At 64.7% G+C, this 12882-nt stretch carries 10 protein-coding genes; 6 read left to right on the forward strand and 4 right to left on the reverse strand.

Annotation, left to right across the window (positions count from 1 at the left end):
• Positions 1 to 43: 43 nt before the first annotated feature.
• The gene (locus tag QCE88_RS32240; RefSeq protein WP_309909336.1) at positions 44 to 2290 is read right to left on the reverse strand and encodes an NADP-dependent isocitrate dehydrogenase; all 2247 of its coding nucleotides are present in this window, start codon (positions 2288 to 2290) and stop codon (positions 44 to 46) included.
• Positions 2291 to 2535: 245 nt separating this feature from the next.
• The gene (gene hpnA / locus QCE88_RS32245) at positions 2536 to 3546 is read right to left on the reverse strand and encodes a hopanoid-associated sugar epimerase (RefSeq protein ID WP_309909339.1); all 1011 of its coding nucleotides are present in this window, start codon (positions 3544 to 3546) and stop codon (positions 2536 to 2538) included.
• A gap of 172 nt (positions 3547 to 3718) precedes the next feature.
• Here hpnA and QCE88_RS32250 point away from each other — a divergent pair, with 172 nt between their 5' ends.
• The 5 genes from QCE88_RS32250 to QCE88_RS32270 all read left to right on the forward strand — a co-directional run bounded on the left by QCE88_RS32250 (position 3719) and on the right by QCE88_RS32270 (position 9897).
• A complete protein-coding gene (locus QCE88_RS32250; protein ID WP_309909341.1) occupies positions 3719 to 6850 on the forward strand; it encodes a response regulator in 3132 nt (1043 codons plus the stop codon).
• A 17-nt stretch (positions 6851 to 6867) separates the two neighbouring features.
• Positions 6868 to 7704: a CheR family methyltransferase gene (locus QCE88_RS32255; RefSeq protein ID WP_309909343.1), complete on the forward strand. Its 837-nt coding sequence runs from the start codon at positions 6868 to 6870 to the stop codon at positions 7702 to 7704.
• Positions 7705 to 7706: 2 nt separating this feature from the next.
• The gene (locus tag QCE88_RS32260; protein ID WP_309909344.1) at positions 7707 to 8315 is read left to right on the forward strand and encodes a chemotaxis protein CheB; all 609 of its coding nucleotides are present in this window, start codon (positions 7707 to 7709) and stop codon (positions 8313 to 8315) included.
• Positions 8316 to 8377: 62 nt separating this feature from the next.
• Positions 8378 to 9517 carry a hybrid sensor histidine kinase/response regulator gene (locus QCE88_RS32265; protein ID WP_309909346.1) on the forward strand — a complete coding sequence of 380 codons (1140 nt, stop codon included), beginning with the start codon at positions 8378 to 8380 and terminating at the stop codon, positions 9515 to 9517.
• 83 nt (positions 9518 to 9600) lie between these two features.
• Positions 9601 to 9897, forward strand: coding sequence for an acylphosphatase (locus tag QCE88_RS32270; protein ID WP_309819147.1), 297 nt, complete (start codon positions 9601 to 9603; stop codon positions 9895 to 9897).
• Positions 9898 to 9940: 43 nt separating this feature from the next.
• Here the strand turns inward: QCE88_RS32270 and egtD are convergent, their stop codons facing one another.
• Positions 9941 to 10909 (reverse strand): L-histidine N(alpha)-methyltransferase, encoded by a 969-nt coding sequence (gene egtD / locus QCE88_RS32275; RefSeq protein WP_309909348.1) that lies wholly within the window; start codon positions 10907 to 10909, stop codon positions 9941 to 9943.
• Positions 10910 to 11312: 403 nt separating this feature from the next.
• Between egtD and rarD the strand changes: the two genes are divergently transcribed.
• Positions 11313 to 12290: an EamA family transporter RarD gene (gene rarD / locus QCE88_RS32280; RefSeq protein WP_309909350.1), complete on the forward strand. Its 978-nt coding sequence runs from the start codon at positions 11313 to 11315 to the stop codon at positions 12288 to 12290.
• Here the strand turns inward: rarD and QCE88_RS32285 are convergent, their stop codons facing one another.
• Complete coding sequence (locus tag QCE88_RS32285; protein ID WP_309909351.1) at positions 12291 to 12800, reverse strand: Mpo1-like protein; 510 nt, start codon at positions 12798 to 12800, stop codon at positions 12291 to 12293.
• Positions 12801 to 12882: the final 82 nt, after the last annotated feature.

Below are 12882 nucleotides of genomic sequence, written 5' to 3' on the forward strand. Positions count from 1 at the left end.
CATCGGAAGCGCATCCGCATGATGCGGATGCGCCGCTACTGCCTTACTTCGCGCTGGCCTGCTCCAGTGCGGCGTTGAGCGTCTTGCTCGGACGCATGACGCTTTCGAGCTTCTTCGCGTCCGGCTGGTAGTAGCCGCCGATATCCGCTTCCTTGCCCTGCACCGCGTTCAGTTCGTCGACGATCTTCTGCTCGTTCTCGGCGAGCGTCTTCGCGAGCGGCGCGAAACGTTCGGCCAGTTCGCGGTCTTCCGACTGCGACGCGAGTTCCTGCGCCCAGTACATCGCGAGATAGAACTGGCTGCCGCGATTGTCGAGCTGGCCGGTTTTCGGCGACGGGCTCTTGTTGTTGTCGAGCAGCTTGCCGGTGGCGGCATCCAGCGCCTTCGCGACGAGCTTCGCCCGCGCGTTGTCGTTCTTGATGCCGAGTTCTTCGAGCGACACCGCCAGCGCGAGGAATTCGCCCAGCGAGTCCCAGCGCAGGTGGTTTTCCTGCACGAGCTGCTGCACGTGCTTCGGCGCCGAACCGCCCGCGCCCGTTTCATACAGGCCGCCGCCGGCCATCAGCGGGACGATGGACAGCATCTTCGCACTGGTGCCGAGTTCCATGATCGGGAACAGATCGGTAAGGTAGTCGCGCAGGATGTTGCCCGTGACCGAGATGGTGTCCATGCCGCGGATCACGCGTTCGAGCGAATAACGCATCGCGCGCACTTGCGACATGATGTGGATCTCGAGGCCCGTCAGGTCATAGTCCTTCAGGTAGGTCTCGACCTTCTTGATGAGTTCGTTTTCGTGCGGACGATACGGGTCGAGCCAGAACACGGCCGGCATGCCCGAGTTCTTCGCGCGCGTGACGGCGAGCTTGATCCAGTCGCGGATCGGCGCGTCCTTCACGAGGCACATGCGCCAGATGTCGCCCTTTTCCACGGTCTGCGTGAGCGCTTCGATGACTTCGTTCGTCGCGTTGTCGACGATGCGCGCCGTGCCGTCCTGCGGAATCTCGAAGGTCTTGTCGTGCGAGCCGTACTCTTCGGCCTTCTGCGCCATCAGGCCGACGTTCGGCACCGTGCCCATGGTCTTCGGGTCGAACGCGCCGTTGGTCTTGCAGAAGTTGATGATTTCCTGATAAATGCGCGCGAACGTGCTTTCCGGAATCAGGCACTTGGTGTCTTGCGGACGGCCGTCGGCGCCCCACATCTTGCCGCCGGCGCGGATCATCGCGGGCATCGATGCGTCGACGATCACGTCGTTCGGCGCGTGCAGGTTCGAGATGCCCTTGGCCGAATCGACCATGGCCAGCGCCGGACGATGCTCGTGGCACGCGTGCATGTCGCGGATGACTTCGTCGCGCTGCGATTCCGGCAGCGTTTCGATCTTCGAATACAGATCGACCAGGCCGTTGTTGACGTTGATGCCGAGTTCCTCGAACAGCTTGGCGTGCTTGGCGAACGCGTCCTTGTAGAACACCTTCACGGCGTGACCGAAGACGATCGGGTGCGACACCTTCATCATGGTCGCCTTCACGTGCAGCGACAGCATCACGCCGGTCTTGCGCGCATCTTCCATCTGGTCTTCATAGAACTCGACCAGCGCCTTCTTGCTCATGAACATGCTGTCGACGATCTCGCCGTCCTGCAGCTTGACCTTCGGCTTCAGCACGATGCTTTCGCCGCTCTTCGTGACGAGTTCCATGCGGACTTCGCGGGCCTGGTCGTTGGTGATCGACTTTTCGCCGTGATAGAAGTCGCCATGCTTCATGTGCGCGACGTGCGTGCGCGAAGCCATGCTCCACTCGCCCATGCTGTGCGGATGCTTCTTCGCGTAGTTCTTGACGGCGAGCGGCGCGCGGCGATCCGAATTGCCTTCGCGCAGCACCGGGTTCACCGCCGAGCCGAGACACTTGGAATAGCGCTGGCGAATGGACTTTTCTTCGTCGTTCTTCGGCTCTTCCGGAAAGTCGGGCAGCTTGTAGCCCTTCGACTGGAGTTCCTTGATCGCGCTCGTCAGCTGATGCTGCGAGGCGCTGATGTTCGGCAGCTTGATGATATTGGTGTCGTCGAGCTGGGTCAGGCGGCCGAGCTCGGCGAGGTTGTCGGGGACTTTCTGCGCGTCGGTCAGGAATTCGGGGAATTCGCCGAGAATGCGCGCCGCGACCGAAATGTCGCTGGTCTCGACATTGACGCCGGCCGGCGTCACGAAAGTACGGATGATCGGCAGAAAGGCGCTGGTTGCGAGCAGCGGAGCTTCGTCGGTCAGGGTGTAGATGATGGTGGGTTGCTGATTACTCATCGCTTGTCTCGACATCCGAAAACGGGTTGGAAAAAACCGCCGGCCTGAACCAGCCCTCCGGCAACAAACCGCTATTCTGCCTGAAATTGCGTGGCTCGCGTGTGAAAGTAGCCCTGTCAAATCCGCAAAAACAGGAGTTTATCTTGCTTTATCAATAACTTAACATTTTCTGAGTCTTATAGAAGACTTGCCATGTTTGTCGCTTGCGACCGATGCCGGACCGTTTCACGGAATGATTCGATGCTTCACACCGTGAGATATCCGTTGGTGCGGAACCAGTCGAGCGCGTCTTTCAGCCCTTCGCGATACGGCCGCGCGCGGTAGCCGAGTTCGCTTTCGGCGCGTGCCGACGTGAAGTACATCTTGTTCTTCGACATACGTAGTGCGTCGACGGTCACCATCGGTTCCTTGCCGCTGAACTTGGCGAACAGCTCAGCGCCGATTGCGACCGGATACAGCGGCCCGCGCGGCAGTTTGATGGTCGGCGGCTTGCGCCCGACGAAGCCCGCGATGTCCGCAAGCATCTGCTGCAAGGGCAGGTTCTCGCCGCCCAATATGTAGCGTTCGCCGATCCGCCCGCGTTCGAGCGCCAGGAAATGGCCGTTGGCGACGTCATCGACGTGGACGAAATTGAGGCCCGTATCGACGAAAGCCGGGATCTTGCCCGTCGCCGCTTCCACGATGATGCGCCCGGTCGGCGTGGGACGCACGTCGCGCGGGCCGATCGGCGTGGACGGATTGACGATCACGGCGGGCAGCGCGTTCTGCGCGACCATGCGTTCGACGGCGCGCTCGGCCAGCACCTTGCTGCGCTTGTAGGCGCCGATGGTGCTCTGCGGGTTCGAGGGCATGGTTTCGTCGGCAATGGCGCCCGAACTCGTCACCTTGAGCGTCGCAACGCTGCTCGTATACACGATGCGCTCCACGCCTTCCGCCAGCGCGGCGCGCATCGTGGCCTCGGTGCCTTCGAGATTGGTGCGTTCGATCTCGCTCGGGTCCGGCGCCCAGATGCGGTAATCGGCCGCGACGTGGAACAGGAAGCGCACGCCCTTGAGCGCGGCGCGCATCGAGGCTTCGTCGCGCATGTCGCCGACCACGATTTCCGCGTTCAGCGACTCGACGTTCTTGCGCGGGCTGGTCTTGCGCACGAGCACGCGCACGTTGAAACCGCGTTCGATGGCGAGCCGCGCGACCGCGGACCCGACGAATCCCGAAGCGCCGGTGACGAGCACGCGGGAGCCGGAAAAATCAGTCATTCTTACCTCGTTGAAAAAGCGCTTGCTGAGCTGTTTTGTAACATCTGCCGCGCCGAAAAGCGGGCCTTGCGGGCCGCGGAGCCCGATGTGACAAGGCCTTGCGCGGCATGCTATGGTCCGTGCCTGCTACCGGCGCGAGCTTCGCGCAAAACTCGAACATAACCGGTGAACGATGCCTCAAGCCACTCGGAACCTCTCTTCCTGGATCTATTTCGCGATTGCGGTGACGCTCGCCGTGGTGTTCGCCATCGACGTGCTGACGCCGATGCGCGTCGCGATCTGGGTGTTCTACATGCTGCCGGTCGTGATGTGCGTCTGGGTGGACCGGCCGGCGGTGCCGGTCGTGACGGCGGTGGCATCGTCGGCGCTGATGATCGCCGGATATGTCCTTTCCGCCGCCGATCCGAGCGCCAGCCACGACGTGCTGCAACTCAACCGCGCGATGGGCATTCTCGTGCTGCTCGTGCTTGCGGCGGTGGCGCACCTGTATATCAAATCGCGGCTCGCGGTACAACGCACCGCCTGGCTGCAACAGGGCATCGTGCAGCTCGGTCTGCAACTGCGCGGCGAGCAGTCTCCTGCTTCGATCGGCGTGAGCATTCTGCGTTCGATCGTGCCGTATGTGGAAGCCAAGGTCGGCGTGGTCTATGCACTCGACGGCGACGCGCTGGTGCGGGTCGCGGGCTGGGCGCTGCCGGAAGACGATAGCGCGCCGCGCCGCATCGCGCGTGGCGAGGGGCTGGTCGGTCAGGCACTCATCGAAGGGCGTCCGCTCGAATTGCGCGACGCGTCGTCCCATTATCTGAAAGCCGGCTCCGCGCTCGGCTCGGCGGCGGCGACACGCGTCCTGATCGCGCCGCTGTTCGCGGACGGCGAGGCGGCCGGCGCGCTGGAACTCGGGTTCGTCGGCAATGAAGGTCGTTTCGACGATGCCCGCGCGCTCCTCGACATGGCGTCGGAGCCGATCGGCATGGCGCTGCGCTCGTCGCGCTATCGCGCGCGTCTGGTGGAACTGCTGGAGGAAACGCAGCGCCAGAGCGAGGAATTGCAGGTGCAGCAGGAAGAGCTGCGCGTGTCGAACGAGGAACTGGAAGAGCGCGGCCGGGCGTTGCAGGACTCGCAGGCGCGTCTCGAACAGCAGCAGGCCGAGCTCGAACAGACCAACGTGCAGCTCGAAGAACATACGCAGCATCTGGAGCGGCAGAAGGCGGAACTGTTGCAGGCCCAGCAGGAACTGACGGCCAGCGCACTGGAGATGGAGCGCGCGAGCCAGTACAAGTCGGAATTCCTCGCCAACATGTCGCACGAATTGCGCACGCCGCTCAACAGCTCGCTGATCCTCGCGAAGCTGCTGCAGGACAACAAGCAGGGCAATCTCTCCGACGAACAGGTGCGCTACGCGGCAACCATCCATTCGTCGAACAGTGACCTGCTCGCGCTCATCAACGACATTCTGGATTTGTCGAAGGTCGAGGCCGGGCAGATGGACGTGCAGTTCGCGCCCGCCGCCGTCGATTCCCTGCTGGATGCGCTCAAGCAATCCTTCACGCCGGTCGCCGGCAGCAAGGGACTGGAGTTTCTCACCGAGCGCGGCGCGGGCGTGCCGGATTACTTCGTCACGGACAGCCAGCGCCTCTTGCAGGTTCTGCGCAACCTGCTGTCGAACGCGTTCAAGTTCACCGAGCGCGGCAGCGTCACGGTGGCGGTGCAGCGTTCGGGCGACAACGCGCTGCGCTTCGAGGTGCGCGACACCGGCATCGGCATTGCGCGCGACAAGCAGGACCTGATCTTCCAGGCGTTCCAGCAGGCGGACGGCACTACGAGCCGCAAATACGGCGGCAGCGGGCTGGGGTTGTCGATCTCGCGGGAGTTCTCGCGCCTCTTGGGCGGTTCGGTGGCGGTATCGAGCGAACTGGGCCGTGGCAGCGTGTTCTCCGTCACCCTGCCGATGAGCACGCGCGAAGGCATCGTCACGGCGAAGCTCGAATCGGCCGCTCCGCTGAGCGCGCCGGAACCGGCGCTGATCCCGCCGCCCGCACCCGTGGCGGCGCCCGTGCCGATGCCACCGGCCGCGACGTTTCCCGAAGCCGTGGGCATCGCCGACGATCGCGCGCAGCGGCGTCATCCCGACCGCGTGATCCTGGTCATCGAAGACGATCAGCCGTTCGCGCACATCCTCTACGACCTCGCGCACGAACTCGAATTCGACTGCGTGCATGCCGCGACCGCGACGCAAGGCGTGGAACTCGCGCGCTCGCTGCAACCGAACGGCATCCTGCTCGACATCGGCTTGCCGGACCAGTCCGGTCTGACGGTGCTCGAATGGCTCAAGCACGATCCGCTCACGCGCCATATCCCGATTCACATCGTGTCCGCGACGGATCACGCCGATGTCGCGCTGCATCTCGGCGCCATCGGCTACACGCTCAAGCCGAGCGCGCGCGAAGATCTCGCCAACGCCATCCGCAAGCTGGAAGCGCGTTCGTCGCAGGGCGTGCGCCGCGTGCTCGTGATCGAGGACGATCCGGCGCTGCGCCAGAGCATCCACGCGCTGCTCGCGAGCGAAACGGTGGCGATCGTCGGAGCGGGCTCGATTGCCGAGGCGCTCGATGAAATGCAGCGCGGCGTGTTCGACTGCATCGTCATGGATCTCGCGCTGCCCGACGGCTCCGGCTATGAACTGCTCGAACGCGTGTCCACGACAGGCGGGTCCGTCGCGCCGCCGGTGATCGTCTACACGGGGCGTCTGCTGTCGCAGGAAGAGGAACAACGCCTGCGCCGCTATTCGAAATCGATCATCATCAAGGGCGCGAAGTCGCCGGAGCGTCTGCTCGACGAAGTCACGCTGTTCCTGCACAGTGTCGAGAGCGCATTGCCGCCCGAGCAGCAACGCATGCTGCGCGCGGCACGCCAGCGCGACGACGTGTTCGAGGGCCGCACGATCCTGCTGGCGGAAGACGACGTGCGCAATATCTTCGCGCTGTCGCGTGTGATCGAACCGCTGGGCGCGACGCTCGAAATCGCGCGCAACGGCCGCGAGGCGCTGGAAGCGCTGGCGCGCCGCAGCGACATCGACCTCGTACTGATGGACATCATGATGCCGGAGATGGACGGCCTCACCGCGATGACCGAGATCCGCAAGCGCTCGGAGCACGCGCGCCTGCCGATCATCGCGCTGACCGCGAAGGCCATGCAGAGCGATCGCCAGAAATGTCTCGAGGCGGGTGCGGACGACTACATATCGAAGCCCATCGACGTGGATAAGCTCGTGTCGCTGTGCCGCGTGTGGCTGCGGCAGCGATGACCGGACCAACCTCTGCAATGAACGAAGCCAGGAACGAGGAAGAAGCGACGTTCGACATCGAACTGAAGCTGATTCTGGAGGCAATCTACCTGCGCTATCAGCACGACTTCCGGCATTACTCGGTAAGTTCGCTGAGGCGCCGGCTCGCGCAGGCCGTGCATGATTTCAACGTGCCGACGCTGTCGCATCTGCAGGAGCGCATCCTGCGCGACCCGGCGCTGTTCGCGCGGCTGTTCCAGTACCTGACGGTGCAGGTGAGCGAGATGTTCCGCGACCCGCAATACTTCCGTGCGATCCGCGAGCAGGTCGTGCCGATTTTGCAGACGTATCCGTCCATCAAGGTCTGGGTGGCCGGTTGCAGCAGCGGCGAGGAGTTGTGGTCGCTGGCGGTGCTGTTCGCGGAAGAGAAGATCGCCGAGCGCACCGTGTTCTACGCCACGGATATCAACGCCGAGGCGCTGCGCCAGGCGGAAAGCGGCATCTATCCGCTGGAGCGCTTGGCGGGCTTCAGCCAGAACTATCTGGCGGCGGGCGGCAAGCGGTCGCTCTCCGACTACTATCACGCGGCTTACGGCGCGGCGAAGTTTTCGCAGACGCTCAAGTCGCGCGTGGTGTTCGCGGATCACAGCCTCGCCACCGACAGCGTGTTCCTCGAAGCGCATCTGGTGTCGTGCCGCAACGTGCTGATCTACTTCGACCGCGCGTTGCAGGACCGCGCGCTCGGCCTGTTCAGCGACTCGCTCGTGCGGCGCGGGTTTCTCGGTCTCGGCAGCAAGGAGAGCCTGCGCTTTTCGACTCATGCCGATCGTTTCGCGGACTTCAATCCGCGCGAACGGCTCTACCAGAAGGTGTGACGATGTTCGACGCGCAGCGTATCGAAGCGGTCGTGATCGGCGCCTCGGCGGGCGGCGTCGAGGCCTTGAGCCAGCTGTTGCCCGCCTTGCCGGAGAACTTCGCGGCGCCGGTGCTGGTGGTCGTGCATGTGCGCCAGGGACAGCCGAGCCTGCTGCCGGGACTGTTCACGTCGCGTTGCGCGCTTGAAATCGCGGAGCCGTTCGACAAGGATGAGATCGCGCCGGGCCGCGTGTATTTCGCGCCGCCCGGGTATCACATGCTGGTCGAGGCGGAAGGCGGTGCGGCGCCGTCGATCGCTCTGTCGGTGGATCCGCCGGTGCGCTTTTCGCGGCCGTCGGTGGACGTGCTGTTCGAATCGGCGGCACATGCCTGGCATGAGCGGCTGCTCGGCATCGTGCTCTCGGGCGCGAACGACGACGGCGCACGCGGCGCACGCGCGATCCGCGCGGCGGGCGGCGTGTGCTGGGCGCAGGACCCGGCGACGGCCACCGCTCCAGCCATGCCGCAGGCGGCGATCGCCGAGGGCGAAGTGAGCGAAGTGCTGACGCTGGACCAGATGGCGCAGCGGCTCGCGCAGTGCACCGGCAAGACGCCTGGAGCACGCCAATGAGCACGCTGATGAATTCGCCAATGAACGCAGCACATGACACAGGCAAGGCAAGGAGTCACCCGATGACGCAACCCATCCACGTGCTGATCGTCGACGACATCCGCAACAACATCACGGCGCTCGAAGCCTCGCTGGCGCGGCCGGATCTTTCGGTGCTGAAGGCCGAGTCAGGGCCGGCGGCGCTCGAATTGTTGCTGAAGCACGAAGTCGCGCTCGCGATCCTCGACGTCAACATGCCCGGCATGGATGGCTTCGAGCTTGCCGAACTGATGCGCGGCAGCCCGCGCACCGCGCACGTGCCGATCATCTTCCTCACGGCCACGGCGCAGGAAGCGAACCGCACGTTTCGTGGCTACGAAGCGGGCGCGGTGGACTTCCTGTACAAGCCGTTCGACTCGCGCATCCTGAATTCGAAAGTGGATGTGTTCATCCAGATGGAACGGCAGAAGCAGCAGCTGGCGACGCAGCTCGCCACCGTGCAGCAACTGCTCGACGCCAACGAGATGCTGATGGCCGTGCTCGGCCACGACTTGCGCACGCCGCTGTCGGCGGTGATTGCATCGGCGGAATATCTCGCGCGCTTCGTGCAGGACGAGAATGTCGCGAACATCGGCACGCGCATCAAGTCGAGCGGCATGCGCATGGTGCGCATGGTCGATCAGCTGCTCAACCTCGCGCGTCTGCGCGGCGGGCGCGTGACCTTGCAGCCGCGCGCGGTCGAACTCATCACGCTGGCGAAGAACATCGTCGACGAATACGAGGCGCGCGTGGGCAAGGGACGCATCTTCGTGCTGCGCCAGGGCGACACGCTCATGCAGGGCGACGGCGACCTGCTCTCGCAAGTGTTCTCGAACCTGATCGGCAATGCGCTTCAGCACGGTCTCGAAGGCTCGGCCATTCAGGTGCGCCTGGACGGCCATGCCGACGACGTGAGCATCACCGTGCAGAACGCCGGCGCAATCCCCGCCGACGTCCTGCCGACCATCTTCGCGCCGTATCGCTCGGGCCGGCGGCAGCATGAGTCGAGCGGACTGGGACTCGGGCTCTACATCACGCGCGAGATTGCCGAGATGCACGGCGGGGAGGTGCGCGTGCGCTCGACCAACGACACGGGCACTGTGTTCGAAGTGACCTTGCCGCGCGTGCCGCGTCCGCGCACGGGCGAGAGCCCCGATGTCGCGCAGCCGTTCCGGCTGAGCTGAGCGCTGATGGCTGACCGGCCGCGACGCGCGTCGCCGCGCGTGTCTACAATGCGGCCTATGACCAGCAAACAAGGGAGAACGCGATGACCGTTCCAGACCTGGATACGAGAATCGAAACCTACTACGTGCATGTGCGAGGCGTCGTGCAGGGTGTCGGCTTTCGTCATCACACGGTGCGCCGCGCGCATGCGCTCGGCGTGCGCGGCTGGGTCGCCAATCTGGAGGACGGCTCGGTCGAGGCGGTGGTGCAGGGCGCGGCCAATCAGGTCGACCTGATGCTCGAATGGCTGCGGCGCGGACCGCCGCATGCCCGTGTCACCGAATTCCACAGCGAAGAGCGTCACGTCGAAAAGCGTTACGAGCGCTTCGAGCAGCACTGAACGCCGCGCTTCGACGCGGCGCGACCCGCACCACCTCAGCGCACTAACGCGCCACCAGCAGACTTTCCGCGAACTGCCATTCCTCGTCGAGCCATTGATGCGTGCATTCGAAGCCCGCGTCGGCGGCGATCGGCGCGACTTCGTCGGCCGCGTACTTGTGGCTGCTTTCCGTCCAGATCGTCTCGCCTTCACGGAAGCCGACGCGCAGATCCGCGCCGCGCACCTGCACCGTGAGCGCGCGCTTGGCGCGCAGATGCATTTCGATGCTGCGCGCGTCCGGATTGAAGCGCGCGACGTGCTCGAAGGCATCGATCGGGAAATCGCCGCCCAATTCGCGATTGATGCGCGCCAGCATGTTCAGGTTGAACGCGGCGGTGACGCCGATGGGGTCGTCGTAGGCGGCGATCAGGACCGGCAGCGGCTTGATGAGGTCGGTGCCGAGCAGGAGCGCGTCGCCGGGCTGGAGCATGCCGCGGATCGAACACAGGAAGCGCGTGGCCGCGAGCCGCGCAAAATTGCCGATCGTGCTGCCCAGGAATAGCACGAGCAGGCGCTCACCGTCCTTGCGCTTCGCGCTGACTTCGGAGAGACCGGCGAGGTAATCGCGCTCGTGTCCGACGATGGACACCCGCTCGATGTCGCCCAGTTCACGCCGGCACAACTGCAAGGCGGTGCGCGAAATTTCAATCGGATGGTAAGCAGTGGGCTGTTTCTTACACAGCGCTTCGAGAATGCGGCGCGTCTTGCGGCCGCTGCCGCTGCCGAGTTCGGCGACCTGGACGTCGCCGGGCAGGGCCGCGACGATGTCGGCGGCGTGGTCCTTCAGCACGCGTTCCTCGGCGCGCGTCACGCCATATTCGGGCAAGGCGGTGATGACTTCGAAGAGCGCCGAGCCCACTTCGTCATACAGATACATCGACGGCAATTCTTTCTGCGGCTGCTTGCTGAGGCCGGTGTGGACCGCTTCGGCAAAGGCATTGGGAAAGCGGGGCGACAGGGCGGGTTGAGTCATGACGTCTCCATTCATGCGGCGTTTTCGTGAGCGCCGTCGCGGGCATCGGCGACGGTGGCGCGGCGTGGGAGTGCGGACAATGCCGCGGATGCTGTGACGTGAACGGGAACGAGCCGGCAGGCTGCCGATTCGCCAAGGATGACCGGTCGTCGTGACCGGCCGAAGACACATCGGACCGTCGTGAACCGTCAGAGACACGGCTTGCGCGGCGAGGTTCAAGCGAATGCGTGACCACCTGAGGGTGCGGGACGAGCAACACGGGAAGCAAGAAGCGGGCACACTGCCGCGCGTTTCCGGAACGCGTTGGCCGGGGAGCAGACCCTCGGGACGTTTAGAATGCGCCTTTCTCGTCATTCCGGCAGCAATGGCGGGCTTACCCCTTCGGCGCACGGCGCTTCTCTCGATGAATCAGCATGACCTGGGGCGCGGCATCGCGCTGTCCGTGAGCGCCTCGGCGCTGTTCGCGCTCATGTCGGGCTACACGAAGTGGCTCACGCCGCTCGACGGACTCGATATTTTCGCCTGGCGCGTCGTCTGGACGCTGCCGGGTGCGCTCGCGCTGGTTTTTTTGCGCAGGCGCTGGCCGCAATTTCGCGCGCTTGCCGCGAAGCTGGTGCGCACGCCGCATCTGATCGCCGGTTTCATGGTGGCGGCCGCCCTGCTCGGCGTGCAGTTGTGGATCTTTCTCTGGGCGCCGCTGCACGGGCGGGCGCTCGAAGTGTCGCTCGGCTATTTCCTCCTTCCCCTCGCGATGGTGCTGCTCGGGCGCTTCCATTACGGCGAGCGGCTCGACACGTTCCAGTGGGCGGGCGTGGCGGCGGCGGCGGTCGGCGTGGTGCACGAGCTGGCCGTGACCCATGCGTTCGCCTGGCCGACGCTCGTCGTCATGCTGGGCTATCCGCCTTACTTCATGATCCGTCGCCGGCTCGACGTCGACCCGCTCGTCTCCTTCGCGATGGAGATTCTGTTGATCGCGCCCGTCGCGGTCATCATGCTGTGCGTGCGCGGATCGTTCGGCGCGGTGGCCGGCGCGCCGCACCTGTGGCTGCTGCTGCTTCCCGGACTCGGCGCGCTGAGCACGCTGGCGCTGGCTTCCTATCTGCGCGCCAGCCGGCATTTGCCGCTGGCGCTGTTCGGCATCCTCGGTTATGTGGAGCCGGTGCTGCTCGTGGGCGTCGCGGTATTGCTGCTGGGCGAGCCGTTCTCGACAGGCCAACTCGGCACCTATATCCCGATCTGGATCGCGGTTGTGTTGACGGGCATCCACAGCGCGCGTCTGCTGATGCGCGAACGCTCGATGCGGCGGATGCTGCCGGTGAGCGAACACCACGCAGGCGTCGAACACGAGACGGTGGCGGAGGAGATCGAGCGCACGGATTGATCAGCGCGTAACGGTAGTGCCGGCATGGATGGCGACGTGCAGATCGCGCCGCAGTCCCAACGCCGACAGCAGTTCGACCAGAATGAAGAGCGGTCCGATCAAAAGGCCGATGACGTCATCGACGAACGCGGGCTTGCGATGTTCGAAGCGCAGATGCCCGACGAACTGGAAGACCCAGCCCGTCACGAACATGCCGACGCCGATTGCCAGCCAGAGCATCGTGCTCTGCGCCGCGATTCCGTGTCCGAACCACGCGCTTGCCCCCGCTACGATGGCCATGCCGAAGCCGAGCGGCAGGTCGAGCCTGAGATAGAACAGCGTGGCAAGCGCGAACAGGATGGCGGCAGGCGTGAGGGAAAAGGCGCCGGAGAAGACGGGCCATGCGGGCCGGCTCGACAACGCGGCGATAGCCAGAACGATGAGCGGAATGCCGATGATATGCGTCGCGACATTGCGCGTGTCGCGATGATAGGCCGCGTACTGCGACAGATGCTCGGTCAGCGTGCGCATGACGTTCAGCTCCCGGTTCCCTGAGTTGCCGTCATGATAAGCCGCGACAACGCATTGCTTCTAACTTGCGGATGCGCCAGGT

Origin of the sequence: Caballeronia sp. LZ035 (assembly GCF_031451175.1) — a bacterium.
Taxonomy (GTDB): domain Bacteria; phylum Pseudomonadota; class Gammaproteobacteria; order Burkholderiales; family Burkholderiaceae; genus Caballeronia.

Excerpts from the sequence above, each read along its gene's own strand:
- QCE88_RS32255 (WP_309909343.1), top strand. The coding sequence starts at position 6,868 with ATGAACGAAGCCAGGAACGAGGAAGAAGCGACGTTCGACATCGAACTG.
- rarD (WP_309909350.1), top strand. The coding sequence starts at position 11,313 with ATGAATCAGCATGACCTGGGGCGCGGCATCGCGCTGTCCGTGAGCGCC.
- QCE88_RS32265 (WP_309909346.1), top strand. The coding sequence starts at position 8,378 with ATGACGCAACCCATCCACGTGCTGATCGTCGACGACATCCGCAACAAC.
- QCE88_RS32240 (WP_309909336.1), bottom strand. The coding sequence starts at position 2,290 with ATGAGTAATCAGCAACCCACCATCATCTACACCCTGACCGACGAAGCT.
- egtD (WP_309909348.1), bottom strand. The coding sequence starts at position 10,909 with ATGACTCAACCCGCCCTGTCGCCCCGCTTTCCCAATGCCTTTGCCGAA.
- QCE88_RS32260 (WP_309909344.1), top strand. The coding sequence starts at position 7,707 with ATGTTCGACGCGCAGCGTATCGAAGCGGTCGTGATCGGCGCCTCGGCG.
- QCE88_RS32285 (WP_309909351.1), bottom strand. The coding sequence starts at position 12,800 with ATGCGCACGCTGACCGAGCATCTGTCGCAGTACGCGGCCTATCATCGC.
- QCE88_RS32250 (WP_309909341.1), top strand. The coding sequence starts at position 3,719 with ATGCCTCAAGCCACTCGGAACCTCTCTTCCTGGATCTATTTCGCGATT.
- QCE88_RS32270 (WP_309819147.1), top strand. The coding sequence starts at position 9,601 with ATGACCGTTCCAGACCTGGATACGAGAATCGAAACCTACTACGTGCAT.
- hpnA (WP_309909339.1), bottom strand. The coding sequence starts at position 3,546 with ATGACTGATTTTTCCGGCTCCCGCGTGCTCGTCACCGGCGCTTCGGGA.